General features: G+C 70.2%; 19 protein-coding genes and 4 pseudogenes. 10 read left to right on the top strand and 13 right to left on the bottom strand.

Annotated features, from left to right (window positions below):
- Positions 1-47 precede the first annotated feature (47 nt).
- Positions 48-806 (top strand): GNAT family N-acetyltransferase, encoded by a 759-nt coding sequence (locus ACR68M_RS31720; RefSeq protein WP_441247594.1) that lies wholly within the window; start codon positions 48-50, stop codon positions 804-806.
- Between the two features lie 275 nt (positions 807-1,081).
- On the opposite strand, the gene mmsB is transcribed toward ACR68M_RS31720, so the two are convergent.
- From mmsB to chvE, 3 genes are all read right to left on the bottom strand, one after another.
- Positions 1,082-2,314 (bottom strand): multiple monosaccharide ABC transporter permease, encoded by a 1,233-nt coding sequence (mmsB, locus tag ACR68M_RS31715; protein WP_441247593.1) that lies wholly within the window; start codon positions 2,312-2,314, stop codon positions 1,082-1,084.
- A gap of 3 nt (positions 2,315-2,317) precedes the next feature.
- Complete coding sequence (gene mmsA / locus ACR68M_RS31710) at positions 2,318-3,865, bottom strand: multiple monosaccharide ABC transporter ATP-binding protein (protein WP_441247592.1); 1,548 nt, start codon at positions 3,863-3,865, stop codon at positions 2,318-2,320.
- A 131-nt stretch (positions 3,866-3,996) separates the two neighbouring features.
- Positions 3,997-5,097 (bottom strand): multiple monosaccharide ABC transporter substrate-binding protein, encoded by a 1,101-nt coding sequence (gene chvE / locus ACR68M_RS31705; protein WP_441247591.1) that lies wholly within the window; start codon positions 5,095-5,097, stop codon positions 3,997-3,999.
- 514 nt (positions 5,098-5,611) lie between these two features.
- Between chvE and ACR68M_RS31700 the strand changes: the two are divergent.
- The 4 genes and pseudogenes from ACR68M_RS31700 to ACR68M_RS31685 form a co-directional block, all read left to right on the top strand.
- Positions 5,612-7,951 (top strand): annotated as a pseudogene (locus tag ACR68M_RS31700) (beta-L-arabinofuranosidase domain-containing protein); the annotation flags it as partial.
- Positions 7,952-7,954: 3 nt separating this feature from the next.
- A complete protein-coding gene (locus ACR68M_RS31695) occupies positions 7,955-8,311 on the top strand; it encodes an RICIN domain-containing protein (RefSeq protein ID WP_441251764.1) in 357 nt (118 codons plus the stop codon).
- 336 nt (positions 8,312-8,647) lie between these two features.
- Positions 8,648-8,731 (top strand): annotated as a pseudogene (locus ACR68M_RS31690) (cellulose binding domain-containing protein); the annotation flags it as partial.
- Between the two features lie 64 nt (positions 8,732-8,795).
- A pseudogene (locus tag ACR68M_RS31685) lies at positions 8,796-8,885 on the top strand (cellulose binding domain-containing protein); the annotation flags it as partial.
- Between the two features lie 176 nt (positions 8,886-9,061).
- On the opposite strand, the gene ACR68M_RS31680 reads toward ACR68M_RS31685, so the two are convergent.
- The gene (locus tag ACR68M_RS31680) at positions 9,062-9,739 is read right to left on the bottom strand and encodes a ricin-type beta-trefoil lectin domain protein (protein WP_441247590.1); all 678 of its coding nucleotides are present in this window, start codon (positions 9,737-9,739) and stop codon (positions 9,062-9,064) included.
- A gap of 120 nt (positions 9,740-9,859) precedes the next feature.
- Between ACR68M_RS31680 and ACR68M_RS31675 the strand changes: the two are divergent.
- A pseudogene (locus tag ACR68M_RS31675) lies at positions 9,860-10,477 on the top strand (non-reducing end alpha-L-arabinofuranosidase family hydrolase); the annotation flags it as partial.
- Between the two features lie 560 nt (positions 10,478-11,037).
- On the opposite strand, the gene ACR68M_RS31670 reads toward ACR68M_RS31675, so the two are convergent.
- The 4 genes from ACR68M_RS31670 to ACR68M_RS31655 all read right to left on the bottom strand — a co-directional run bounded on the left by ACR68M_RS31670 (position 11,038) and on the right by ACR68M_RS31655 (position 18,655).
- Positions 11,038-13,470 (bottom strand): non-reducing end alpha-L-arabinofuranosidase family hydrolase, encoded by a 2,433-nt coding sequence (locus ACR68M_RS31670; protein ID WP_441247589.1) that lies wholly within the window; start codon positions 13,468-13,470, stop codon positions 11,038-11,040.
- 124 nt (positions 13,471-13,594) lie between these two features.
- Positions 13,595-13,741: a hypothetical protein gene (locus ACR68M_RS31665; protein WP_441247588.1), complete on the bottom strand. Its 147-nt coding sequence runs from the start codon at positions 13,739-13,741 to the stop codon at positions 13,595-13,597.
- 491 nt (positions 13,742-14,232) lie between these two features.
- Entirely contained in the window at positions 14,233-16,884 is a 2,652-nt protein-coding gene (locus ACR68M_RS31660) for an RICIN domain-containing protein (protein WP_441247587.1), read from the bottom strand.
- Positions 16,885-17,341: 457 nt separating this feature from the next.
- Entirely contained in the window at positions 17,342-18,655 is a 1,314-nt protein-coding gene (locus tag ACR68M_RS31655) for a cytochrome P450 (RefSeq protein ID WP_441247586.1), read from the bottom strand.
- Between the two features lie 59 nt (positions 18,656-18,714).
- On the opposite strand from ACR68M_RS31655, the gene ACR68M_RS31650 reads away from it, so the two are divergent.
- Positions 18,715-19,119, top strand: coding sequence for a PaaI family thioesterase (locus tag ACR68M_RS31650; protein ID WP_441247585.1), 405 nt, complete (start codon positions 18,715-18,717; stop codon positions 19,117-19,119).
- A gap of 100 nt (positions 19,120-19,219) precedes the next feature.
- Positions 19,220-20,101, top strand: coding sequence for an SGNH/GDSL hydrolase family protein (locus ACR68M_RS31645; RefSeq protein ID WP_441247584.1), 882 nt, complete (start codon positions 19,220-19,222; stop codon positions 20,099-20,101).
- An 80-nt stretch (positions 20,102-20,181) separates the two neighbouring features.
- On the opposite strand, the gene ACR68M_RS31640 is transcribed toward ACR68M_RS31645, so the two are convergent.
- Both ACR68M_RS31640 and ACR68M_RS31635 read right to left on the bottom strand, forming a co-directional pair.
- Positions 20,182-20,604, bottom strand: a complete 423-nt coding sequence (locus tag ACR68M_RS31640) for a CBS domain-containing protein (protein WP_441247583.1) — start codon at positions 20,602-20,604, stop codon at positions 20,182-20,184.
- Between the two features lie 95 nt (positions 20,605-20,699).
- Positions 20,700-21,602 carry an SPFH domain-containing protein gene (locus tag ACR68M_RS31635; RefSeq protein ID WP_441247582.1) on the bottom strand — a complete coding sequence of 301 codons (903 nt, stop codon included), beginning with the start codon at positions 21,600-21,602 and terminating at the stop codon, positions 20,700-20,702.
- A gap of 80 nt (positions 21,603-21,682) precedes the next feature.
- Between ACR68M_RS31635 and ACR68M_RS31630 the strand changes: the two genes are divergently transcribed.
- The gene (locus ACR68M_RS31630; protein WP_441247581.1) at positions 21,683-22,411 is read left to right on the top strand and encodes a uracil-DNA glycosylase; all 729 of its coding nucleotides are present in this window, start codon (positions 21,683-21,685) and stop codon (positions 22,409-22,411) included.
- Here the strand turns inward: ACR68M_RS31630 and ACR68M_RS31625 are convergent.
- The 3 genes from ACR68M_RS31625 to ACR68M_RS31615 are packed head-to-tail and all read right to left on the bottom strand — an operon-like array spanning position 22,408 to position 24,029.
- A complete protein-coding gene (locus ACR68M_RS31625) occupies positions 22,408-23,220 on the bottom strand; it encodes a CHAD domain-containing protein (RefSeq protein ID WP_441247580.1) in 813 nt (270 codons plus the stop codon). The genes ACR68M_RS31630 and ACR68M_RS31625 overlap by 4 nt on opposite strands.
- 27 nt (positions 23,221-23,247) lie before the next feature.
- Positions 23,248-23,634: a hypothetical protein gene (locus tag ACR68M_RS31620; protein WP_441247579.1), complete on the bottom strand. Its 387-nt coding sequence runs from the start codon at positions 23,632-23,634 to the stop codon at positions 23,248-23,250.
- Positions 23,631-24,029 (bottom strand): hypothetical protein, encoded by a 399-nt coding sequence (locus tag ACR68M_RS31615; protein ID WP_441247578.1) that lies wholly within the window; start codon positions 24,027-24,029, stop codon positions 23,631-23,633. The genes ACR68M_RS31620 and ACR68M_RS31615 overlap by 4 nt, the downstream gene beginning before the upstream one ends.
- A 342-nt stretch (positions 24,030-24,371) precedes the next feature.
- Between ACR68M_RS31615 and ACR68M_RS31610 the strand changes: the two genes are divergently transcribed.
- Positions 24,372-24,995 carry a hypothetical protein gene (locus ACR68M_RS31610; protein ID WP_441247577.1) on the top strand — a complete coding sequence of 208 codons (624 nt, stop codon included), beginning with the start codon at positions 24,372-24,374 and terminating at the stop codon, positions 24,993-24,995.
- The last annotated feature ends 30 nt before the right edge of the window (positions 24,996-25,025 follow it).

Below are 25,025 nucleotides of genomic sequence, written 5' to 3'. Positions count from 1 at the left end.
GGCGGCATGTCCGAGTACATACATGCCAACCTCAGAGGATCACCGAAGTGGACTTCGACGTCCAGCACTACACCCGTACCCTGGCTCTGCGCTCCCCCGGTAGCTTCCGCGTCGGCCCGTTCGTCGTGCGCTACGACAAGGGCTGGTCGAACCCGTACGGCAGCTACGCCATCCCCGACGACGGCGCCGAGCCGACCGAGCAGGACGTACGTGCGCTGATCGAGGCCTTCCGCGACCGGGACCGCAAGCCCCGGCTCGAGTTTCAGCCGTCCCGCATGCCGAAGGTGGAGGCCGTGCTCCTCGAGTGCGGGTTCGAGATCGAGGGCCGTCCCCCGATCATGGCGTGCCCGCCGGAGAATCTCGCCGTTCCGAAGCCCGTGCCGGGCCTCGAACTCTCCGAGCCGCGCACCGACGAGGAACTGCTCGCGCTCGCCTCGATCCAGCACCACGCCTACGGCGAGCAGGGTGAGCCCACGATGGACTCGATCTCCGGCCTACGCCGCACGATCCTCAACGGCGGCATCGCCGTACTGGCGTGCCTCGACGGCGAGCCCGCCGGCGGCGGCTCCTGTTCCTCCCCCGTGGACGGCCTCACCGAGATCGGAGGCGTCGCCGTCGACGCACGCTTCCGCCGTCGCGGCATCGGCGCGGCCGTCTCCGCCCACCTGACCGCCCTCGCGTACCGGCGCGGCCTCCGGTTCGTGTGGCTGGAGCCGGCCGACGAGACGGTGGAACGCATCTACGCGAGCATCGGCTACCGCCGCGCCACCGAGAAGCTCGACATCTCCGTGCCGGCGAACGCGTAAGGCGGCTGATTCCGGCCCGAGGACCGCTCCGAACGCCCTGACGTGTCACCAGGGCGAACCACCTGTTCCGGCTCAGGCCGGAGCGGTCCTCGGGCCAGCACCTGTGCAACAGGGGCGCGGTGGATCGCAGGGAAGGTGCCGAACGGGCACTGCCCGAACTCGCTCACGGGAGCGACTCCACCGATGCCGTGCAGATCTGCGGTACCGCCCCCTGCCACCGCAACAGGTGGGCCCGACCGCGCAGTCGCGGCCGGGCCCACCTGTTGTCGCTGCCGTCAGGAGCCGGCCTTGCGCTTGTTGTAGACGTCGAAGCCGACCGCCGCGAGCAGCACCAGGCCCTTGATGACCTGCTGGTAGTCGGTGCCGACGCCCACCAGCGACATGCCGTTGTTGAGCACGCCGAGCACCAGACCGCCGATGATCGCGCCGAGCACCGTGCCGACGCCGCCGGTCGCCGAGGCGCCGCCGATGAAAGCCGCCGCGATCGCCTCCAGCTCGAAGTTGATCCCGGCCTGCGGGGTGCCCGCGTTGAGCCGCGCCGCGAAGACCAGACCGGCCAGCGCCGCGAGCACGCCCATGTTGACGAAGGCCAGGAAGACCACCCGCTTGCTCTTCACGCCGGAGAGCTTCGCCGCCGCCTCGTTGCCACCGATGGCATAGGTGTGCCGGCCGATGATCGAGTTGCGCATGAGGTAGCCGAAGCCGAACAGCAGCGTGCCCAGGATCAGCAGCACGATCGGGAAGCCGTGGTAGCTGGCGAGCAGCATGGTGAAAACCAGCACGGCGGCGGCGATGACCGCGAGCTTGGCCAGGAACAGCCCGAACGGCAGGAGGTCGAGACCGTAGGAGGCGGCCTGCCGGCGCCCCCTCAGCTCCTGGAGCACGGCGACCACGAGCACGGCGAGACCGAGCAGCAGCGTCAGGTTGTGGTAGTTGGTGTGCGGGCCGACCTCGGGCAGGAAGCCACTGCCGATCTTCTGGAAGCCCTTGGGGAAGGGCGCGATCGACTGGCCCTGGAGCATGATCTGCGTTCCACCGCGGAACAGCAGCATGCCGGCCAGAGTGACGATGAAGGACGGGATCCCGATGTAGGCGATCCAGAAGCCCTGCCAGGCGCCCGCCGCCGCGCCGATCAGCAGCGCGAGGACCAGCGCGAGCGGCCAGGGCACGGCGTGCTTGACCATCATCACCGCCGCGGCGGCACCGACGAAGGCGGCCAGCGAGCCGACCGAGAGGTCGATGTGCCCGGCGATGATGACGATCATCATGCCGATGGCCAGGATCAGGATGTAGCTGTTCTGCTGCACCAGGTTGGTGACGTTGAGCGGCTGGAGCAGAATGCCGTCCGTCCAGATCTGGAACAGCACCACGATCAGTGCCAGCGCGACCAGCATGCCGTACTGGCGCACGTTGCCGCGCACTGCCCGCGCCAGCACGGCGCCGAGGGGCGCGCGCTCGGCCACGGCGGGCGAGGGCTCACTGAGCTGCGGAGTCTGGGTCTGGGCCATGCCTTACACCTGCTCGTTCGTGGTGGCCGCGCTCACGGTCATGAGGCGCATGAGTGATTCCTGCGTGGCGTCCGCCCGCTCGACCTCGCCGGTGAGCCGGCCCTCGGCCATGGTGTAGATGCGGTCGCAGAGCCCCAGCAGTTCGGGCAGTTCGGAGGAGATCACCAGCACCGCTTTGCCCTGGGCCGCGAGGTCGGCGATCACGGTGTAGATCTCCGCCTTGGCGCCGATGTCGATGCCCCGGGTCGGCTCGTCCAGGATCAGCACCTCCGGCTCGGAGAAGATCCACTTGCTGAGCACGACCTTCTGCTGGTTGCCGCCGCTGAGCTTGCCGGTCTCCGCGAACACCGAAGGGGCCTTGATGTTCAGGGACTTCCGGAACCGCTCGGCGACCCGGTGCTCCTCGTGCCGGTTGACCCAGCCGCGCCGGGCGACCTTGCCGAGCGCGCTCAGCGAGATGTTGCGGCTGATGTCGTCCATCAGGTTGAGCCCGAGCTGCTTGCGGTCCTCGGTGACGTACGCCAGCCCGTGTCCGATCGCCTCGGGGACGGTGCGGGTGCGGATCTCCTGGCCCCGCAGCAGGACCCGGCCGCCGGCGTAACGGCCGTAGCTGCGGCCGAAGACGCTCATCGCGAGCTCGGTGCGGCCCGCGCCCATCAGCCCGGCGATGCCGACGATCTCACCGCTGCGGACCTCCAGCGAGACGCCGTCGACCACCTTGCGCTGCGGGTCGATCGGGTGGTGTACCGTCCAGTCCTCGATGGCGAGCGCGACCTCACCGATCTCCGGGGTGCGCTCGGGGTAGCGGTGTTCGAGGTCCCGCCCGACCATGCCCCGGATGATCTGGTCCTCCGAGACGCCGTCGGGGCCCACCGCGAGGGTCTCGATGGTCTGCCCGTCGCGCAGGATGGTCACGGAGTCGGCGACCCGGGCGATCTCGTTGAGCTTGTGCGAGATGATGATGCAGGAGATGCCCTGGTCCTTGAGCTCCAGGATGAGGTCGAGCAGCTTCCGGCTGTCCTCGTCGTTCAGCGAAGCGGTCGGCTCGTCCAGGATCAGCAGCTTGACCTCCTTGGCCAGGGCCTTGGCGATCTCCACCAACTGCTGCTTCCCGACGCCGATGTCGGCGATCCGGGTCTGCGGGTTCTCGTGCAGGCCGACCCGGTGCAGCAGATCGGTGGCGTGGGTGAGCGTCCGGTTCCAGCTGATGATCCCCCGGGCGGCGTGCTCGTTGCCGAGGAAGATGTTCTCCGCGATGGAGAGGTACGGCACCAGGGCAAGCTCCTGGTGGATGATGACGATCCCGCGTGCCTCGCTGGCCCGGATGTCCTTGAAGTGGCACGGCCCGCCCTGGAAGAGGATCTCGCCCTCGTAGGAGCCGTGCGGGTAGACGCCGCTGAGTACCTTCATCAGCGTGGACTTGCCGGCGCCGTTCTCGCCGCAGATCGCATGGACCTCACCGGCGGCCACGCTGAGGTTGACGTCGGACAGCGCCTTGACGCCGGGGAACGACTTGGTGATCGAACGCATCTCGAGGACAGGTCCGGCCATGGTGGTGCATCCGTTTCGACTGGGGGGAGGTACGGGCCGGGCGGGCCGGTCAGGGGTGGCTCGCCCGGCCCGCACCTCCCTGCTGAGGGCGGGCCCTTGGGGCTGTCGGACAGCCCCAAGGCTCCGATGGGCTACTTGAGCTTGTCCGCGGTGTACTGCCCGCCGTCGACCAGCACCTTCTGGTAGTTCTCCTTGTCCACGCTGACCGGCTGGAGCAGGTAGGCCGGCACGGTCTTGGCCCCGTTGTTGTACTGCGTGGTGTCGTTGGTCTCCGGCTTGCCACCGGTGAGCAGCGCGTCGCCCATCTGCACCGCGACCTTGGCCAGCTCACGGGTGTCCTTGTAGACCGTCTGGGTCTGCTCACCCGCGATGATCGACTTCACCGAGGCCAGCTCGGCGTCCTGGCCGGTCACGATCGGCAGCGGCTTGCCCGAGCCGCCGTAGCCCACGGCCTTGAGGGAGGACAGGATGCCGATGGAGATGCCGTCGTACGGGGAGAGCACCGCGTCGACCCGCGCGGAGGTGTAGGACTTGCTCAGCAGGTTGTCCATCCGGGACTGGGCGAGAGCGCCGTCCCAGCGGAGCGTGGCGACCTGGTTGAAGCTGGTCTGACCGCTCGCCACGACCAGCTTCTTGCTGTCGAGGTACGGCTTGAGGACGCTCATCGCACCGTTGAAGAAGAACTGGGCGTTGTTGTCGTCCGGCGAGCCCGCGAACAGCTCGACGTTGAACGGGCCCTTGCCGTCCTTCAGTTCGAGCTTGTCGGCGATGTACGTGCCCTGCAGGACGCCGACCTTGAAGTTGTCGAAGGTGGCGTAGTAGTCGACGTTCTGGGTGCCGCGGATCAGCCGGTCGTAGGAGATCACCGGGATGTGCGCGTCGGCGGCCTTCTGCAGGACGTCGGTGAGCGAGGAGCCGTCGATGGCCGCGACCACCAGCAGCTTCGCGCCCTTGGTGATCATGTTCTCGAGCTGCGAGACCTGGTTCTCCACGACGTTGTCGCCGTACTGCAGGTCGGTCTTGTAGCCCTTGGCCTGGAACTGCTTGACCATGTTGTCGCCGTCGTTGATCCAACGCTCGGAGGACTTGGTGGGCATCGCGATGCCCACCAGGCCGCCCTTGGCGTCGGCGGCCTTGGTCGCGCCGTCGCCGACGCCGTTGGAGCTCTGGCCGCACGCGGCGAGCGTGAGGGACAGGGCTGCGGCGGCGAGGGACGCCAGAAGCTTCCGCATGGTTGGTTCCTCCAGGTGGTCTGCCGGGATCGACCCGACCTGGCAGGAGCCTTGGATCGGTCGAGCAGCGGTCTGACGTGCTGTGGGCGGGTGGGCCCAGGCGGGGGGACTGGCCTGGTGTCCAGAATGTTAACGCTCACAGAATTGACGTCAAGGGTCCTTTTGTCACCGTTGGGTATCGCGTACCCCCGTGATCGCACGGTGCACCGCGAACGTCCCGGCCAGTCGGGCCGGAGGTCCGCGAGACCGGCCAGGGGCCGAGCCCGGCAGGTCCGTCAGGCTAGGGCCGCGCCGTGAACCGGGCGTTGCGGTCGCATGCCTGGACACAGTCCGGAAACCGAGGCTATACATGGCGAACCAGCCCGCCGACGGACTTCCCACCCCGCCTCCGCGCTCGGCCCGCCCCTCCACCCGCTCCGCGACCACTCCTCGGTGCCAATTGTTAGCGCTAACAGACCGAGCGCCAACAGACCAAGTTGGTCTCCTCCCCACCCCGGAAGGAACAGATCCCCCGATGTCGCCCTCCCCCCTGAGCCGTCGCAGCCTGCTCAAGGCAACTGGCGCGCTGGCCCTCTCACCGGCCGCCGCCCTCGCCTCGACGACAGCCGCCGAGGCGGCCGCCGTCGGGGTCTCCGCGTCGCCGTTCGACCTCGGCGAGGTCCGGCTCACCGCCGGCCGGTGGCTCGACAACCAAGACCGCACCGTGGCGTACCTGCGCTTCGTCGACGCCGACCGCCTGCTGTACAACTTCCGCGCGAACCATCGGCTTTCCACCAACGCCGCTGCCGCGAACGGTGGTTGGGACGCCCCGTCGTTCCCCTTCCGGTCCCACGTGCAGGGGCACTTCCTCAGCGCCTTGGCCCAGGCCTACGCGGGGGTGGGCGACACCGCCTGCCGCGACAAGGCCGCCTTCATGGTCGCCGAACTGGCCAAGTGCCAAGCCAACAACGCCGCTGCAGGGTTCTCCCCCGGCTACCTCTCGGGCTTCCCCGAGGCCGACTTCGCCCAGCTCGAGGCCGGGACGCTCAAGAACGGCAACGTCCCCTACTACTGCCTCCACAAGACCATGGCCGGCCTGCTCGACGTGTGGCGCCTGATGGGCAGCACCCTGGCCCGGGACGTACTCCTGGCGCTGGCCGGCTGGGTCGACCAGCGCACGGGCCGGCTCAGCCAGAGCCAGATGCAGGCACTGCTGGGCACCGAGTTCGGCGGTATGAACGAGGTACTGGCCGACCTGCACCTGCGGACCGGCGACCCGCGCTGGCTCACGGTCGCCCAACGCTTCGACCACGCCGCCGTGTTCGACCCGCTGGCGGCCGGCCAGGACCAGCTGAACGGTCTGCACGCCAACACCCAGGTGCCCAAGTGGATCGGCGCCGCCCGCGAGTACCTGGCCACCGGCACGACGCGCTACCGCGACATCGCCTCGCACGCCTGGGCGATCTCCACCACCTCGCACAGTTACGCCATCGGCGGGAACAGCCAGGCCGAGCACTTCCGCGCCCCCGACGCGATCGCCGGCTACCTGACCAACGACACCTGCGAGCTCTGCAACTCGTACAACATGCTCAAGCTCACCCGTGAGCTCTGGCAGTTGGACCCCGGACAGCCCGCGTTCTTCGACTTCTACGAACGCACCCTCCTCAACCACGTCGTCGGCGCGCAGAACCCCGCCGACCCGCACGGGCACGTCACCTACTTCACCCCGCTCAGGCCCGGCGGCCGGCGTGGCGTCGGCCCGGCCTGGGGAGGCGGCACCTGGAGCACCGACTACGACTCCTTCTGGTGCTGCCAGGGCACCGGGATGGAGTCCCAGACCAAGCTGGCGGACTCCGTCTACTTCAACGACGGCACCACGCTCATCGTGAACCTGTTCGTGCCCACCGTCCTCACCTGGACCGAACGGGGCATCACGGTCACCCAGACCACCGCCTACCCCGCGGAGGACACCACCACGATCAAGGTCACCGGAAGCGTCGGCGGCACCTGGTCGATGCGTATCCGCATTCCCGCCTGGACCTCCGGTGCCACGGTGAGCGTCAACGGCACGGCGCAGAGCATCGCCACGACGCCGAGCAGCTACGCCACCCTCACTCGCTCCTGGACCTCCGGCGACACGGTGACCGTCAAGCTGCCCATGCGGACGGTCCTGCGGGCCGCCAACGACAACCCGGACGTCGCCGCGGTCACCTACGGCCCGGTCGTGCTCTGCGGAAACTACGGCAGCACCGCCCTGTCCGCCCTCCCGACGCTCGACCCGGCGTCGGTCACCCGGACCAGCACGACCGGCCTCGCCTTCACCGCGACCGCCGACGGATCCTCCGTCGGACTCGTGCCGTTCCACGACGCCCAGGGCTTCAACTACACCGTCTACTGGAACACCGGGCACAGCGGATTCCGGCTGCTCAACGCGGGCAGCGGGCAGGTGCTCGGCATCAAGGACATGTCCACGGCCGACGGCGCCCCCGCCCTGCAGTGGGGCGACACCGGCACCGCCGACCACGACTGGGTGCCCGTGGTGGACGGCACCGCGCTGCGCCTGCGCAACGCCAACAGCGGCAAGGTCCTGGGCGTCCAGAGCATGTCCACAGCCGACAACGCCCAGGTGCTCCAGTGGTCGGACAACGGCACCGCCGACCACCGCTGGTCCGTCGTCGAGACGGCCGACGGCTCGCACGGTCTGCGCAATGCCGACAGCGGCAAGTTCCTCGGTGTCGCCGGCGCCTCCACCACCCAGGGCGCCCTGGCCGTACAGGCCCCGGACACCGGTTCGGCGACCAGCCGGTGGTGGTTCGTGCCGACCGGCACCCGGCGCATCCAGAACGTGAACAACGGGCTGCTGCTCGGCGTGCAGACCATGTCGACCAGCGACGGCGCCCTGGTGATCCAGTGGGGCGACAACGGCACCGCCGACCACCTGTGGACCGCGGTGGTCGACTCCGGCGGCTACCTGCGGCTCAGGAACTCCAACAGTGGCAAGGTCCTCGCCACAGAGGGCGGCGGCACCGCGACCGGTACCAGGATGGTCCAGTGGACCGACGACGGAGCCGCCGGCCACCAGTGGCGACTGCGGCACGGCGGCGGCGACACCTTCCGCATCCAGTCCGCCGACGGCCGCGTCGTCGGCGTCTCCGGAGCCTCCACCTCCCAAGGGGCGCAGATCGTCCTGTGGGACGACAACGGCACCTTCGACCACCTCTGGCGCTTCATCTGAGCATCCGGGTGCGCGCGGCGCGGTGACACCGCCGCCGCGCGCACCACCTGACGGCCGATCGGCTCGCCGGTCGGCTGTGAGCCGGTAGGCGGTGGGTCAGTAGGCGGTGGGTCAGTAGGCGGTGGCTCGTGAACCGGTGGGCCGGGGACCGGGTGGGTCCCACCCATCGAGGGAGCATCAACTGCCGCTCTTTTAACGCATCTTGACGCGCCAGGTGGTCAGCTGGCTTCATGGGGATCTGGGAGCGCTCCCGCCCCGTCCACGGGCGTGACGGCGGCGACCTTCACCGCCACCGAGGCTGACGACGACCCCGTGCCACCGGCGGCCTCGTGCTCGATGGCGTACCAGGTCAGCAACTCGTGGGGCACCGGCTTCACCGCGACGGTGACCGTCCGGAACACCGGGACCTCGGCCGTGTCCGGCTGGACGCTCCGCTGGAGCTTCTCCGGCGACCAGCGGATCTCCAACGCGTGGAAATGCGACAGTGACCCAGTCCGGCGCCACCGTGACCGCGCAGGATGCCGGCTGGAACGGCTCCCTGGCAGCCGGAGCGAGTACGAGCTTCGGCTTCCAGGCGACGCACTCCGGCGCCTACCCGGCACCGGCCCGGTTCACCCTGAACGGCGCCGCCTGCGCCTGCGCGCCGCTGCGCACTTCTGCCCACCGCACCCTGACGGTGCGGCGGGCAGACGGTAGCGCCGCGAGCTGCGCAGACCCGGTCCGGTCACCGCGACCAGGGTGCACGTGGTGTCATCCCAGCGTCCACTGCTGGTTGCTGCCGCCGCTGCAGCTCCACAGCTGGACGGGCGACCCGTCGGCGGTGGCCAGGCCGGCTACATCCAGGCAGAGCCCCGCCTGCACCCCGGTGACGGTACCGTCCGAATTCAGCTGCCACTGCTGGTTGGCCTGGCCGTTGCAGGACCAGACGACCACCTTGGTTCCGTTGACGGTGCCCTTCGCGGTGGCGTCCAGGCACAGCGTGCTGCCACCGACGGTCACGGTCAGCTCGTTCGACGCGGTACGGGTCCAGGTCTGGTTCGCGCCCCCGTTGCAGGCGTAGATCTGCTGCTGAGTGCCCAGCGTCGTGTTGTTGGCGTCGGTCAGGCACTTGCCCGCACCCACCGCGCGCAGCGCCCCGGTCGAATCGCTACCGGACGACCCGGCGTCCAGGCCCATGAAGTGGACGGCCTGGGCGGCCATCGTGGTGCCCTGCACCGGCAGTTGGTGGCCGGCCCCGGCGATGCTGTACGCCTCGACCTGGGTGGCACCGGCGCTGGTGTTGTACCGAGTACGGGTCCAGCCGGCCGCAGGGGTGTCCGTGGCCGACGGGGTCTGGGCCACGCCGAGGACGTCGGTCCACTGCTTGACCTCTTCGCCGAGGTTGTCGGGGCTCAGGATGGTGTCGGCGGTCCCGTGCCACAGCTGCACGCGCGGACGCGGACCGCTGTAGCCGGGGTAAGCGCCCCGGACCAGGCTGCCCCACTGCTGCGGGGTCATCGAGACCTTGCCCTGGGCGCAGGCCGAGTTCCAGCCGCGCACCGAGCCGCGTGGGGCCAGTGGCCGTTCATCTACCGCACGTCGAGCGACCCGACCAACCCCAACGGCTGGTCCGCGCCACAGCCGCTGTTCACCGGCAGCATCCCGGGCGCAGCCCCGATCGACCAGACCCTGATCGCCGACGGCCAGAACATGTACCTGTTCTTCGCCGGTGACAACGGCAACATCTACCGGGCGAGCATGCCGATCGGGAACTTCCCCGGCAACTTCAGCTCCTCCTACACGACCGTCATGAGCGACACGGTGAAGAACCTGTTCGAGGCACCACAGGTCTACAAGGTCCAGGGCCAGAACCAGTACCTCATGATCGTCGAGGCCCGGGGCGCGAACGAGCAGCGCTACTTCCGCTCGTTCACCGCCACCAGCCTGAACGGCTCGTGGACCCCGCAGGCCGCCACCGAGAGCAACCCCTTCGCGGGCAAGGCCAACAGCGGCGCCACCTGGACCAACGACATCAGCCACGGCGACCTGGTCCGCAACAACCCCGACCAGACCATGACCATCGACCCCTGCAACCTGCAGTTCCTCTACCAGGGCAAGTCCCCCACCGCGAGCGGCCCCTACGACCAACTCCCGTGGCGACCGGGAGTCCTCACCCTGCAGCACTGACCCGCCCGATCTGGGCCGACCTGCCCCAGCAGCTGACCGACAACCGCCGTCCCGAGAACCCCCGGCCGTACCTCGGCTGGGGGTTCTTCCCTCTCACCCAGCCGTCCAGACACCCGTCAGAAGCTGACCTCTCTCCGATGCCCGGGTTATGGCGCGGCCGCCTCCCGGGCATCCTGCCGTGCCGGTCTCCCCGGGGTCGAGGACCCGAAAGCTGCGGGACTATCAGGATTCATGACACGCCCCCGCAGGGCGGCGTCGTTCAGGAGATCTGTCCGTGTTGCTACCTCTCCAGGTCTTGGCAGTGGCCAAGACTTCAAGGCGTTGAGGTATCCGGCAAACGCGCGGCATCACGGCCCGCAAGCGGTATCCGCGGTGGCGTCGTAGTGCTTCGGTCCGTACCCGCGATGAAAGTCCACGAAAGAGGGGAACCCCAGCCGACGCACGGCTGGGGTTCCTCGAGGCGGGAGTGTCGGTCAGCAGGTGGAGTTGCCCACGCCGTAGACCGCTCGTCCATGTGCCGGCAGACTGCACCTGATCGCGATCACTGTTGATCGGGCGGGTCAGTGCTGCAGGGTGAGGACTCCCGGTCGCCACGGGAGTTGGTCGTAGGGGCCGCTCGCGGTGGGGGACTTGCCCTGGTAGAGGAACTGCAGGTTGCAGGGGTCGATGGTCATGGTCTGGTCGGGGTTGTTGCGGACCAGGTCGCCGTGGCTGATGTCGTTGGTCCAGGTGGCGCCGCTGTTGGCCTTGCCCGCGAAGGGGTTGCTCTCGGTGGCGGCCTGCGGGGTCCACGAGCCGTTCAGGCTGGTGGCGGTGAACGAGCGGAAGTAGCGCTGCTCGTTCGCGCCCCGGGCCTCGACGATCATGAGGTACTGGTTCTGGCCCTGGACCTTGTAGACCTGTGGTGCCTCGAACAGGTTCTTCACCGTGTCGCTCATGACGGTCGTGTAGGAGGAGCTGAAGTTGCCGGGGAAGTTCCCGATCGGCATGCTCGCCCGGTAGATGTTGCCGTTGTCACCGGCGAAGAACAGGTACATGTTCTGGCCGTCGGCGATCAGGGTCTGGTCGATCGGGGCTGCGCCCGGGATGCTGCCGGTGAACAGCGGCTGTGGCGCGGACCAGCCGTTGGGGTTGGTCGGGTCGCTCGACGTGCGGTAGATGAACGGCCACTGGCCCCACTGGTAGGCCAGCACCCAGATGTTCTTGGGCGCGAAGTAGAACAGCGTCGGCGCCACCGCGGCCTGGCCCATCCCGCTCTGCCCGGCCGACGCCATGTCCGACCAGTTGGTGAAGGGGCTGAACATCATCGAGCCGTACGAGGACCCCGACACGTTCGACGCGTAGACCAGGTGCTCGCCGTTGTAGACCACGTCGGTGAAGTCCTTCACCGCGCCCCACCCGTTCGCCGGCTGCGCCAACGAACCCGTCGACGACCAACGGTACGAGGAGGGCAGGGCACACGTGCCGCCCCTCGACGTCGGCGACGGTGTCGGCGACCCGGACAGGGTGAAGTTCCAGTGCTGGTTGGCAGCGCCCCAGGCGTCCCAGATCTGGACGGTGGTGCCGTTGGCGGTCTGGTTGCCGGGGGTCTCCAGGGCTCGGCCGCTGGCGGCGTTGGTGAGGGTGTAGGAGCCGTCGCTGTTCCGGGCGGCCTTCCAGTGTTGGTTAACGCCGTTGTTGGCGTCCCTGACCTGTATCTTCGTGCCGTTGGCCGTCTGTCCGCCCGGCTCGTCCAGGACGCGGCCGCTGGCGATGTTGGTGAGGGTGTAGGAGCTGTCGCTGTTCCGGTCGGCGCGCCACTGCTGGTTGGTGGCGCCGCTGGCATCCCACACCTGGAGCTGGGTGCCGTTGCCGTTCTGCCCGGCGGGCTCGTCGAGGACACGTCCGGCGGCCGCGTCGGTGAGCGTGTAGATGCTGCCGGAGGTGATGCCTCCGCCGGGAGTCTTGCCGGAGCCTCCCAGGGCGGTGAGTACCGCGTTGTAGGCGGGCTTCTTGTTTCCGTTGCTGTCGAACAGCAGCGGGCTGTCGCCGGTGCGCCAGGAGTCGCTGTCGCGGATGCCCCACACCGTGATGCCGGTGCACCGGGCCACGGCGAGGCAGGCGTTGACCGTGTTGGCGTAGTTGGTGGGCGAGGCCTGGGCGATGTCGAGTTCGGTGATCTGGACGTCGACGCCGAGCGCGGCGAAGTTGGACAGGGTGGTCCGGAAGCTCGCCGGGGGGCCGCCCGCGCCGAAGTGGCTCTGGAAGCCGACGCAGTCGATGGGCACGCCACGGGACTTGAAGTCCTTGACCATGTTGTAGACGCCCTGGGTCTTGGCGTCGGACCAGTTCTCGATGTTGTAGTCGTTGTAGCAGAGCTTGGCCGAGGAGTCGGTGTTCCGGGCGGTTCGGAAGGCCTCCTCGATGAAGCCGTTGCCCAGCACGTTCTGGAACACCGAGCTGCGGTGCTGGCCACTGCCGCCGTCGGCGAAGGCCTCGTTGACCACGTCCCAGGCGTAGATCTTGCCCTTGTAGTGGCTCATCTGGGTGGTGATGTGGTTGTCCATCACGCCGCGCAGCGTGTTCGCGTCGCCGATGGAGCTGACCCAGGACGGCAGCTGCGAGTGCCAGACCAGGGTGTGGCCGCGCATCTTCTGGCCGTGCGCCGAGGCGTGGTTGACGATCTGGTCGGCGGGGCCGAAGTTGAACGACCCCCGGGAGGGTTCGGTGGTGTCCCACTTCATCTCGTTCTCCGGGGTGACCATCTTGAATTCCCGGTCGAGAATGCTGGAGTACGTCGAGTCCCCGAGCCTACCCGCGGCCACTGCCGCACCGAAGTAGCGGCCGCTGCCCGCCGCTGCATCCCCGACCGTGGTCGGCGTGCCGGCGTTCGGCGTGAATGCGGCCTGGGCGACCAGCGGTATGGCAGCACCCGCGGCGGCGAGCACCACGGCGGCGGCGATCAGACGGCGGGTTGCCGGACGGCGGCGATGAGAGCGGTTCTGATCTGGCAAGGGCTTGTCCTTCTGGCGCAGTGGGCCTTGGTCTCGGCCCGGATACCTGTCAGTTGGCGCCGCGCGCAAAAGGGTTGCCGTGATCGGGGAGAAATTTTTTGTCGAGCCGGAGATTGGCGCGGCCTCATCCCGGCGGGGCGGAGCCGCCCCGGAGCGCGAGGACAGCTGCGGCGGTCCCGGCGTCGGCGCGGTAGGTGTCGTCCCTGGCGTCCCGTCCGCCGGTGGCGTGGTTGAACTGGCCGGCGAAGACGTGCTGTCCGGGCGGCACCATACGGCCCGGCTTGAGGACCAGCGCTGGACCAGCGCGCCGCTTTCCTCCTACAGGCGATGGTGGTCGTCCGTGGACAGGGTCTGCCAGCTGCCGGTGCTCTGCACGCCGCCGCTCTGGCCGATGCGCACAGTTCGGGGTCAGTGCGGTGAGCGGCTGGGTGGTCTTGAGCCTGATGTTGCTCTGCGCCCAGTAGATGGTGCTGTGCGGGTCGACCAAGCAGTCCGCCCACAGCGTCCGCGGTATGGGGGCGCTGGGCGGCACCGGGCTCGGCCGGGAGGGCGGCGCTGTGGCGTTCGACGGCGCAACCGCGGCAGTCCCGGTGGACGTGACCGCGGCCGCAGCGGCAGCGGCGTTCGGCCCGCAGGCTCCCGGACGACAGCGGTCACCGCGAAGCCGGCCGCCACCAGCATGCCGGTGAAGACGAAGCGCCTTCCGTCGGCCAGGGCGGGGCCGCGGGCCGTTGTGCCTGCGGCCCCGCTCGGGCGTCGGGGTCAGGAAGGGTCGCCGTACTGGAGACCGCGTCCGTTGGTGCCGATGTAGACGCGACCGTAGGTGTCGGGGTCGCCGGTGATGATGCCGCGGCTGGCGAAGTTGCCCCATTGGTGGGCGTCGTCGTTGATGCGGAGCCAGGTGGCGCCCTTGTCGGTGGAGCGGAAGACTCCGGTGACGTCCTTGACGGTACCGATCAGGTACAGGGCCTGGTAGGAGGTGCCCGGTGCGGCCTTGCCGTATCCGACGGCGGAGGCGGACTGCACCGTTGAGAGCGTGGTGAAGCTGCGGCCGCCGTCGGTGGAGTGCAGCAGGCCCTTGCCGCCGCCGGCGATCCACAGGTCCCCGGCGCCGCCGGGGAGGGCGCTGAGCCTGCCGGTGGGCAGGTTGGTGGCGCGGGCGGTGAAGGTCGCGCCGCCGTCGGTGCTGGCGTAGAGCGTGCCGCCGGCCAGTGAGTAGAAGGTGTTGGCCGAGGACCGGTCGGCGACGACCGCGGCGTCGATGCCGAGGCCGTTGACCTTCGACCAGCTCGCCCCCTTGTCGGTCGAGCGGTACGGGGCCTGGCCGGCCTCGGTCCAGACGATGCTGGAGCCGTCCGCCGCGATGGCGATGTGGCCGCTGTTGGCGCTGGGCACCGGCTTCGCCTTGAAGCCGTTCCAGTTGTGACCGCCGTCGGTGGAGTAGGCGCCGTCCTGCTCGCCGCCACGGCCGACCCGCACCATCACCGAGGGGTTGGACTGGGCGAAGTCGAGGCTGGTGCTGTTGTAGATCGTCGGGTTGGTCAGCCGCGCGGAGGGCTCCTTGGTCAGGTCGTCGTACAGGAAACCGCCTTGGTCGCCCATGGAGGTGATGAGGGCGGCGCCGCCGGGCGGGGCGATCGCATCAAAGAGCGCGGTCTCCTCCAGCCCGCGGGCTCCGATGGTCCAGTGGCTGGTGCCGCCGCTGTCGGTCGCGTTGGCGTCCTTGCTGGCCCAGATGCCGTTGCCGGTGCCGTACATCACGTGCCCGGAGTCGAAGGGGTCGATGGACAGGGCGGTCATCCAGTGCCCGATGCCGGTACCGAGGTACGGGGCGGCGGAGGCGTCCCGCGCCGACTTCGCGGCCTGGGCAGTCCAGGTCGCACCGCCGTCGGTGGAGCGGTAGAGCTCGTCCTGGGGCCACCAGCGGTCCAGGGTGGTGACCATCACCGTGGACGGCCTCTGCGGGTCGACAGCCAGACCGGCGAACCCGTAGGTGCCCTGGGAGGGGGAGATGTTCTTCCACACCCCGCCGGACGGCGTGTACTTCCACACCGAACCCGCCGTCACACCGTTGGGACCGAGCACGTTGGTGTACGTCAGGTACAGCGAGCCGTCACCGGAGAGCACGCCGTGCTGCGGCACCTGGCCGGTGGGCTGCCCGGAGACGGCCTGCCAGGTGCTGCCGCCGTCGGTGGAGCGGTACAGCGAGGTGGACTTGTCGGCGACGCCCACGTAGACCGTCCCGCTGCCGGACGGGCCGTACGTCACGAAGGAGATGCCCCCGCCGCTGCTCGCCCCGTCCTTGACGGGGAACGAGGAGACCTGACTCCAGGTCATGCCGGCGTCGGTGCTGCGCCACAGGCCGTTCTTGCGGGTGCCCAGCAGCAGGGTGTCATGGTTCGCGGGATCGATCACCAGCCGCTCGCCCGCCCCGCGGCCGTCCTCGTTGCCACCCAGCTTGAACGGCAGATCGGTGCGCTGAAAGGTGCGGCCACGGTCGGTGGAGCGCAGGATCGCGCCGTTACCGGCCCAGTCGTTGGTGTAGGTGCCCGCCGCGAGGTAGAGCCGGCTGGGGTCGACGGGATCGGTGGCCAGAGACTCGATGCCCAGCAGGTTCCAGTCCTTCTCGCCGACCCAGTCGGTCAGCGGGATCCACTGCTCGGCCCCGGTGTCCCAGCGGTACGCGCCACCCATGTCGGTGCGCGCGTACAGCAGACCCTTCTCCCGCTGGTTGAAGACCAGCCCCGTGACGTAACCGCCGCCCGCCACCGGGGCGTTCTGCCACACATACGGTCCGGCCGCACCCGTGGTCTGCGCGCCGCCGGCCCCGGACGCCTGGGTCTCGGCCGTTCTCACCAGCTTCCACTGCTGGTTGGTGCTGCCCTTGCCGGGCCACTGGATGACCTGCGCGCCCCGGTCCGTGGAGCTTCCGGAGACGTCCAGCACCTGACCGCTCCTGCGGGAGGTGAAAGTGACGGCCTCGGAACCGCTCACATCGCTGATCCGCCACTGCTGGGAGGCGGCCGAGCGGTCCGTCTGCTGCTCGGCGGGAACCGCCTGGGCGGTCGAGTCGCCCGCGATGCCCAGCACCTTGCCGCTGTTGCGGTTCACCAGCTCGTAGTAGCCGTCCCCGGTGGACCGCAGCTTCCACTGCTGGTTGGCGGTGTTCTGATCGGTCCACTGCTGGATCCGGGTACCGTCGGCGGTGGAGAAGGCGTTGACATCCAGCACCTGGCCGCTGCGCACCGAGACCAGCCGGTAGTAGGCACCGCCGTCGACCGTCGCGGCCTGGGAGTCCTCGTGAACGAACACGAAGTACGACCCGACGCTGACGGACACGCCGAGCAGCAGAGCGGTGGCGCTCAAGCGACGGCGGTGACGCCCGCGGCGCCCGCCGTTCGGGGGATTGCTCATGGGTAGACGTTCTCCTTGCGAACAGAGGCACGAGAGAGGGGATCCGGACACCGGAACTGACCGGATCCACCCCCTAGTGGTCACAGGCTCCGCAAAGGGTTGCCGCGAGCCGGGAAGTTTTTCAGGTCACCTCGTGGTCGGGTAGGCGTTGATCAGCGTCCGAGGTGACGTTGGCACCGTCGGCGTCGACGGTTCACGCGCGCGTGCCCAGAAGGGTCGGCGTCCTCACCAGCGGCTCAAGAACACGGCTGAGCAGTCACACGGATGCGGCGGCGCTGAAGAGCGCCGCACACGTTGGTTGGACGGCTCCTGCCGACGCGACGCCGGCGCGGACCAGGCCGTCCAGCCATGCCCGGTGGCGGGTGAGCACGGGACGGTTGGCATTTGAGCCGCTCCGGGGGTCATGCCATCTGGGACCGACGGCACGGGGCGAAGCTGACCGCCCCCCGGGGGGCGGTCAGTGGTCATTCCTCCAACGGATCGGCAGATGCTTCAGCCCGTTCTGGAAATTGGACACGAGTCGGGTCGGTGCAACACCGGGGGCCAGATCCAGTCCGGGCAGGTCGGCGACGACCCGCCCCAGCATCGCTCTCATCTGGACGCGGGCCAGTTGCGCCCCGAGGCAGAAGTGCGGACCGTAACCGAAGCTGACGTGGTCGTTATGGGATCGAGTGACGTCGAAGCGATCAGGGTTCGGAAAAACGCTCTCGTCGCGGTTCGCCGAGGCGTGGTAGACGACGACCTTCTCGCCGCGCCGGATCTTCTTGCCAGCCAATTCGATCTCCCGCGTGGCAGTTCGCCGGAACGATACGACTGGAGGCCAAAAGCGCAGGATCTCCTCCACAGCTGAAGCGATCAACTCGGATCGCTGTTCCCGCAGCAGCCGATACTGATCGGGATGAGAGAGCAGCGTATGCAGGCCCCCGGGCAACGCATTACGTACCGTCTCATTACCAGCGACCGCGAAGAGAAAGAACGAGGTCTCGAACTCCTCGGTGCTCAGCCCGGCCTCCCGCATCCGTGCCAGCACGCTGCCGGACCGCGGCCGTTCGGCCAGTCCGTGCGCGTACGCGAACATGTCGGCAAGGGCGGCACGCGATCGCGGGTTGACCGGTCGGCCGTCCTGGGTGGTCATGATCGTAGGACGGTGCGCGAGAGCCGCCCGACCAAGGTCGGTAAGTCGGTCCGGGTCGACGATCCTGGAGCTGGCGAGGTCGGTGTCCTGATAGCCGATCACGCGGTTCGCCCAGTCGACGAGCAACTGCCGGTCCTGCTCAGGAACACCCATGATCCAGGCCAGCGTCCGCACCGGCAGGTCGGCCGCCAACTGCACGAAGTCCGCCTCACCCGCCGCATGAACGGAGTCGATCAGCTCCCGCGAACAATCCTCAATCGCCTCCGTCAGCTCACCCAAAGCGCGGGGGGTGAAGGCCCCGGCGACGATCCGCCGCAACCGGGACTGGTCCGGAGGGTCCTGGTTCAGCATCATCGTGCGCGCGAACTCCAGGTCGGCCAGGGAGTCGGGGTCCCGGATCTGCGTCGCACCCAGGTACGAGGAGAACACCTCCGGCGTGCGCAACACGTACTTGACGTCCGCGTGCCGCAGGACGGCCCAGTACCCGGGCCCGGCAGGCCAGTTGCCGACGGGGGTCTCCTCGACCCAGCAGACCGGCGTGGCCGCCCGCAGCTCGCGGAAGACCTCGTACGGGACGCCCTCGGCGTAGGTGTCGGGGTTGAAGATCGAGGCGGGCCGGCCCGCTGCGGAGTCCACCGTGCAGACGGTATGCCGGGGTGTGGCGGTGACGTCAAGCCGACCGGCACAATGGGCCGGTGACTCTCTCCACCGCCGAGGCGGACAAGATCCTCGCCGACAACTTCGCCCCCTGGGTGCTGGAGCTCGGCCTCACCGTGACGGAGACCGGCGAGCAGCACGCCGTACTGCTGCTGCCCTGGTCCGACCGGCTGGCCCGCGAGGGCGGCGCACTCTCCGGCCAGGCGATGATGGCGGCGGCGGACACCGCGTGCGTGATCGCCCTCTCGGCGGCGCGCGGCGGCTTCGCCCCGATGGCGACCGTCCAGCAGTCGACCAGCTTCCAGCGCGCGGTGGTCGGCGCGGACGTGCTGGTCACCGCGCGGATCACCAAGCTGGGCCGCCGCCTGGCCTTCCTGGACATCACCCTCACCGACGGCGCCGCCACCCCGGCCGCGCACGCCACCTCCGTCTACGCCCTCTGACCGGCAGCCCGCCCCAAACTGGGGCTGCGCACCCCCTACTCCCCCGCCCTACCGCACAGTAGCCTCGCGGTGCCCGTCTTCCGGACCCGCTGGAGAGCTCATGCGCGTGCCCCTGCTCAGATCCGCCCGTCTGCTGACCGTCTCGGCGCTCGCCGCCGCCACGGCGCTGCTCGGCCTCGCCGCTCCGGCCTCCGCCGCTCCGGCGGCCAAGGACCTCCCGCGCCACTACCTCGCGCTGGGCGACTCGTTGGCCGCCGGCTACCAGTCGCTGCCCGGTGGCGGTCACGTCACCGGCCGGGGCTACGCGCAGGACATCGCGCGCACCCTGGGCGCCCGCGCGGCCGCCGCCGGGCGGGCCTTCGACTTCACCGACCTCGGCTGCCCGGGAGAGACCACCGGCAGCATGATCAACGGCGGCTGCCCCTACCCGCACCCGTACCAGAGCTCGCAACTCACCGCCGCCGTCGCCTACCTGCGCGCCCACCACGGCGACCGCACGGTGGTGACGCTGGACATCGGCGCCAACGACGTGGACGGCTGCCTCACCGGCGGCACCGTCGACCTGCCCTGCGCGCTGACCGGTGTGGGCAAGGTCGCCAAGGGCCTCGACACCGTGCTCACCCAGCTCAAGGCAGCGGCCGGCCCGCACACCCGGATCATCGGCATGAATCTCTACGACCCGTTCCTGGCCGTCTGGTTGACCGGCCCGCAGGGCCGCACCCAGGCCGGGCTCTCCGTCCCGCTCGCCGACCTCCTCAACGCCACCATCGGTCTCACCGACGCCGGCCACGGCGTCCCGACCGCCGACGTGGGCGCGGCCTTCTCGACCAACGCCTTCCTCCCGCTCGTCCCGTTCGGCGGACAGCAGATCCCGCTGAACGTCGCACGCATCATGCAGTGGACCAACATGGCACGCGGCGACATCCACGCCAACGACACCGGCTACCAGGTCATCGCGGACACCTTCCTCGCGAAGATCTGACCCCGCCCGGACCGGCCGTGAGCGGGTGGCCCCACGAGGTGCTCTCCTCCTCCTGGGGCCACCCGAGCGTCGCCGGGCCGCTACTCCGCGCAGATCGCGCTGACGAACTCCGCCAGCCGCTCCTGCGGCAGGCCACGGGCGATGTCGGCCTCGCTGATCATGCCGACCAGCTTGTGGTCGGGGTGGTTGATCACCGGCAACCGCCGGACGCGGTACTGCTCCATCACCCGCAGCACCTGCTCGGCGTCCTCGTCCGCCTCCACCACCATGGGCCGCCCCAGCGCGATCTCCCCAGCAGTCAGGGTGCTCGCGTCACGCCCTTCGGCAACGCACCTGAGCACGATGTCGCGGTCGGTGAGGATGCCGAGCAGCTTGTCGTCCTCCCCGCAGATCGGCAGCGCGCCGACGTCCCTGTCCCGCATGATCCGCGCCGCGTCGGCAAGCGTCTGACGGGCTCGTACGCACTCGGCACCGGGGTGCATGATCTCCTTCGCGGTGGTCATCGCCGCACCTCCCTCTCGATAGCTCCCTACTCATCGTGGTCCGCCCCGAACGGCTGCGCCACACGGGCGCCTTGTACCGGGCCCGCTCGCCCCGGTCAGGGCTCCGGCGGATCGGCGACCTCGACCGGGTGCTTCAGCACCTCCTCCAGCGGCGGGAACTCCAGCTGCTCGATCCCGCGCTGCTCGGGCCCGCTCTCGACCTCCTGCCCAGGCGTCGTACCGGACGCCATGGCAGCCTCCGTCGATCGGGTCGCGGTGTCCAGGAAGCGCAGCAGCTCGACCGGGAAGGGCAGCACCAGCGTCGAGTTCTTCTCCGCCGCGACCTCCACCACCGTCTGCAGCAGCCGGAGTTGGAGCGCGGCCGGGGCGGAGCTCATGATCGTGGCGGCCTCCGAGAGCCGGGTCGAGGCCTGGTACTCGCCGTCCGCCGTGATGATCCGGGCCCGCCGCTCCCGCTCGGCCTCCGCCTGCCGCGACATCGAGCGCTTCATCGACTCGGGCAGCGCGACGTCCTTGATCTCCACCCGGTCGATCTGCACGCCCCAGCCCAGCGCCGGGCTGTCGAGCATCAGCTCCAGCCCCTGGTTGATCGGCTCCCGGTTGGCGAGCAGGTCGTCCAGCTCGCTCTTGCCGATGATCGAACGCAGCGAGGTCTGCGCGACCTGCGAGATGGCGAACTGGTAGTCCTGCACGTTGACCGTCGCCAGCACCGGGTCGACGACCTTGAAGTAGACCACCGCGTCCACCCGCACGGTGACGTTGTCCCGGGTGATCCCCTCCTGCGCGGGGATGGGCATCGTGATGATCTGCACGTTCACCCGGCGGATCCGGTCCGCGACCGGCATCAGCATCACCAACCCGGGCTGCCGCAGCTCGTCCCGGACCCGCCCGAACCGGAAGACAACGCCCCGCTGGAACTGCTGCACGACCCGGATGCTCATCGCACCCACCACCCCGAGGACACCGAGAGCCCCCAGTACCGCGTCAAGAACGATCATCGCCGCCACCTCGGGAGACTGGCATCCGCCACTCCACGCTACTCCGCCCGGCCGCCCGGCTCCGCCTCTACGATCGGCCCATGGACCCAGCAGCTCCGCCGCTCACCCTCGCCGAGCTGGACGAGGCGGTCACCCACTGCCGCGCCTGCCCCCGGCTGGTGAGCTGGCGCGAGGAGGCGGCCCGGGTCAAGCGCCGCGCGTACCAGGACTGGGACTACTGGGCCCGCCCGATCCCCGGCTTCGGGCCCGAGGACGCGGCCCTCGTCCTGGTCGGACTGGCCCCCGCCGCGCACGGCGCCAACCGCACCGGGCGGATCTTCACCGGTGACCCGAGCGGCGATCTCCTCTACGCCACCCTGCACAGCCTCGGCCTCGCCAACCGCCCCACCTCCGTCCGCGCCGGCGACGGCCTCGCCCTGCACGGTGTGCGGATCACCGACCCCGTCCGCTGCGCGCCGCCCGACAACAAGCCGAGCACCTCCGAGCGCGACACCTGCCGCCCGTGGCTGGTACGCGAGTTGGAGTTCATGCGGCCGACCGTCCGGTCCGTCGTCGCCCTCGGCGGCTTCGCCTGGCAGGCCCTGCTGCCCGTCCTCGCCGCCGCCGGGTACGAGATCCCCCGGCCCCGCCCCGCCTTCGGCCACGCCGCCCACGTCGAACTGCCCGCCACCGACGGCGGCCCGCCCCTCCACCTCTACGGCTGCTACCACGTCAGCCCACGCAACACCTTCACCGGCCGCCTGACCCCGGAGATGCTCAGCGACCTCCTCGCCACCGCCGCCCGGACCGCAGGTCTGCCGGTCGGCTAGAGCTTCGGGCCATCCGTCGCGAGCTGTCGGCGGATCTCGTCGGCGACGGCGAGCCGACGGCCGTACAGGACGCCGAGCCCGAAGGCCGGGCCGTCACCGAGGGCCAGCCCGCGCAGGGCGGTGCGGGCGACGACCGAGTCCTGGTGGGCCCCGAGGAGGTCCTGCAGCGACTTCATCCGGGCGGTGAAGCTCCGGGCGCCGGGGCCTGCCGTCTCGCCGAGGTAGCGGGCCCACTTCGCGGCCTTCCGCGCCTCGTGCAGCAGTCCGTCGGCCTCCGGCCCGTCGGCGGCGGCCGCAGCGCGCAACCGCCGCCGGGCCTTCCGCCGCTCGCGGTGCGCGAGCCCGCGCAGGGTGTCCGAGGGCTCGGCCGCGCCGGGCAGGGCGGCGAGCGAGGCGAGCAGGGCCGCGTACCGGGGGCTGTCGAGCGCCGCCAGCAGGGCGGGCCGGGCCAGCGCGGACCGGTCCTCCGCCCACTGGGCGAGCCGGGCCGCCAACTCCTCCGGCTCGCACTCGGAGGGCAGCTCACGGGCGTCCGCCACCAGCAGTTCGCCGAGCACCTCGCTGTCCCGGGCCGGCCCGAGCACCGAGCCCAGCCACCGCAGCTCACCCGCCACCCGGGCGTGCTGCGGGCCGTACGCCCGCAGCACGCCCCGCAGCCTGCGGCAGCCGATTCGCATCCGGTGCACCGCGTCGGGCCGGTCCGCCCGGACCTCCGGTTCGAGGGCGAGCAGCACGGCCCGCTGCTCCGCCAGCCGGGCGGCGAGCAGCGCGCCCGTGGTCGGACCGGTCCCGCGCGGGATGCCTGCCATGGCGACCAGGCTAGTGCGCGCGGGAGGTCAGGGCCGCAGCTGGACGGCCATCGACATCGTGTATCCGATCAGACAGCCGAAGAAGGCGACAGCCGTGGCGTGCCGGGCGTTGAACGGCAGTCCGGCCAGCGCCGGGTAGAGGAGCACGGCGCACCCGGCGGCGGCGTCCGCCGCGTACAGGCCGGTCGGCGGGACCACCCGGGTGGTGTGGGCGGCCCATCCGGTCGCGACCAGGAAGCCGGTCAGCAGGACGAAGCCGGAGAGCAGCCCGGCGCCGATGGTGGAGAGCGCGGCGTGCGGCGCGGGTGCCTCCTCCCCCGGATCCACGGCCGGACGCAGGCGGTGGGCGGTGGCCAGGCTGCCGACGGCGATGCTGGCGGCGAAGGCTGCACCGAGAAGCGGGACGGGGTTCAACTGTGACTCCGGGTGGTGGGGATGGGGTGGATGAGCGCGGCGAGCGCCGCGGGGACCAGGACGGTGACGAGCAGCACGACGGACCAGACCACCGGGTCCAGGGTGGGTGGCAGCGGCGGCGCGGCGGGGGCGGGCGGGGGCACGGCGACGGCGGTGCCGATGACGGGGTGGGGCTTGGGTACGGCGGCGACGACGGCGGGGGCGGGCTGCGGCGCCGGTGCGCTGTGGGTGGGCGTCGCCTTCGGCTTCGGCGGCACGACCACCGCATGGGTCGGGGCCGCCTTCGGCACCGGGGTGGGCTGCACGGGGGTGGGAGTGGGGGTGGGGGTGGGGTGCGGCGGTGACGGGTGCGGGGCGGGTACGGGTGGCGGCGTGGGCGTCGGCTGGCAGGGCATGTCTGGCGGGTCCGGCGGGTCGGGGTGCGGCGGATGCGGGTGCGGGGGGTGAGGGGGATGCGGAGGGTGGACGGGATGAGGTGGGTGGGGCGGATGCGCGTGGGGAGGGTCGGGGGCTTCGGGCGGGCGGCCGGGGTCGTCGTCCATCAGCCGATTGTCCGACCGGCCACCGTGGCGAAGGCCACAGAAAACGGCGGATACTGCGGATGCCCGCCAGGACCGTCCTTCTGAGTGATCAACTCGGAACTCCAGTGCGACTGCCGGGCCTTGGCGCAGAACAGTCATTCGATCTTCCGCAGGCCCCTCGTGCCCGGCTGCCACCCCGTGCGATACTCCGAGGCGATGACTGACAACCAGGCGACCAGGGCTCTGCGGGCAGCGGTGTTCACCGCGCTCGCCGTTCCGCTGTCCGCACTCGGGCATGTCGTCGTCACGGGCCGGGCGCTCCCGCTCGCCCTGGTGGCCGCCGCGACGGTGGTCGTCTTCCTGGTCGCGTACACCGCCTCCGGCAGCCGGCGGCGCTTCCTGCACATCTCCGCCGTGCTGGTGCCGGTCGAACTGCTGCTGAACACGGCGTTCAACCTCGGCCAGGACACCTGTGCCACGGCCGCCCAGTCCCACGGCGTAGACCTGCTGGTCTGCGGCGGCGGCTCGGTGAACGGGTCGTTCCTCACCAGCAGCGCCCCGGGCACCACCCAGGCGCTCGTCCTGGTGCTGCACCTGGCCCTCGCCCTGACAGCCGCGCTCTGGCTGAGCCTCGGCGAGGCGGCACTCGGCGGGCTCGCCGAGGCCGTCCGGGCGATCGCCCCGCTCCGGGTGCTGCGCCTGCTGCTCGCACCGCTGCCGAGCTGCCCGTCGGTGCTCGCCCCCGTACCGGATGCCGGGCAGGCCCTGCCGCCCCGCACCGAGGTGGTGCTCAGCCCGGCGCCCCGGCGCGGGCCGCCCGCGCTCGCGCTCGCCTGCTGACAGCCAGCGTCCGCCGTACCCGTCTGACGC

The sequence above is a fragment of the Kitasatospora sp. McL0602 genome (assembly GCF_052076145.1).
Taxonomy (GTDB): Bacteria; Actinomycetota; Actinomycetes; order Streptomycetales; family Streptomycetaceae; genus Kitasatospora.
The sequence above is the reverse complement of the archived record's forward strand: the minus strand, read 5'-3'. Positions and strand labels throughout refer to the sequence as shown.

Coding starts and splice junctions, on each gene's coding strand:
- mmsB (WP_441247593.1), bottom strand. CDS start 2,314: ATGGCCCAGACCCAGACTCCGCAGCTCAGTGAGCCCTCGCCCGCCGTG.
- mmsA (WP_441247592.1), bottom strand. CDS start 3,865: ATGGCCGGACCTGTCCTCGAGATGCGTTCGATCACCAAGTCGTTCCCC.
- chvE (WP_441247591.1), bottom strand. CDS start 5,097: ATGCGGAAGCTTCTGGCGTCCCTCGCCGCCGCAGCCCTGTCCCTCACG.
- ACR68M_RS31695 (WP_441251764.1), top strand. CDS start 7,955: ATGTCGACCAGCGACGGCGCCCTGGTGATCCAGTGGGGCGACAACGGC.
- ACR68M_RS31665 (WP_441247588.1), bottom strand. CDS start 13,741: ATGGTGCCGCCCGGACAGCACGTCTTCGCCGGCCAGTTCAACCACGCC.
- ACR68M_RS31660 (WP_441247587.1), bottom strand. CDS start 16,884: ATGAGCAATCCCCCGAACGGCGGGCGCCGCGGGCGTCACCGCCGTCGC.
- ACR68M_RS31645 (WP_441247584.1), top strand. CDS start 19,220: ATGCGCGTGCCCCTGCTCAGATCCGCCCGTCTGCTGACCGTCTCGGCG.
- ACR68M_RS31640 (WP_441247583.1), bottom strand. CDS start 20,604: ATGACCACCGCGAAGGAGATCATGCACCCCGGTGCCGAGTGCGTACGA.
- ACR68M_RS31635 (WP_441247582.1), bottom strand. CDS start 21,602: ATGATCGTTCTTGACGCGGTACTGGGGGCTCTCGGTGTCCTCGGGGTG.
- ACR68M_RS31630 (WP_441247581.1), top strand. CDS start 21,683: ATGGACCCAGCAGCTCCGCCGCTCACCCTCGCCGAGCTGGACGAGGCG.
- ACR68M_RS31625 (WP_441247580.1), bottom strand. CDS start 23,220: ATGGCAGGCATCCCGCGCGGGACCGGTCCGACCACGGGCGCGCTGCTC.
- ACR68M_RS31615 (WP_441247578.1), bottom strand. CDS start 24,029: ATGCCCTGCCAGCCGACGCCCACGCCGCCACCCGTACCCGCCCCGCAC.
- ACR68M_RS31610 (WP_441247577.1), top strand. CDS start 24,372: ATGACTGACAACCAGGCGACCAGGGCTCTGCGGGCAGCGGTGTTCACC.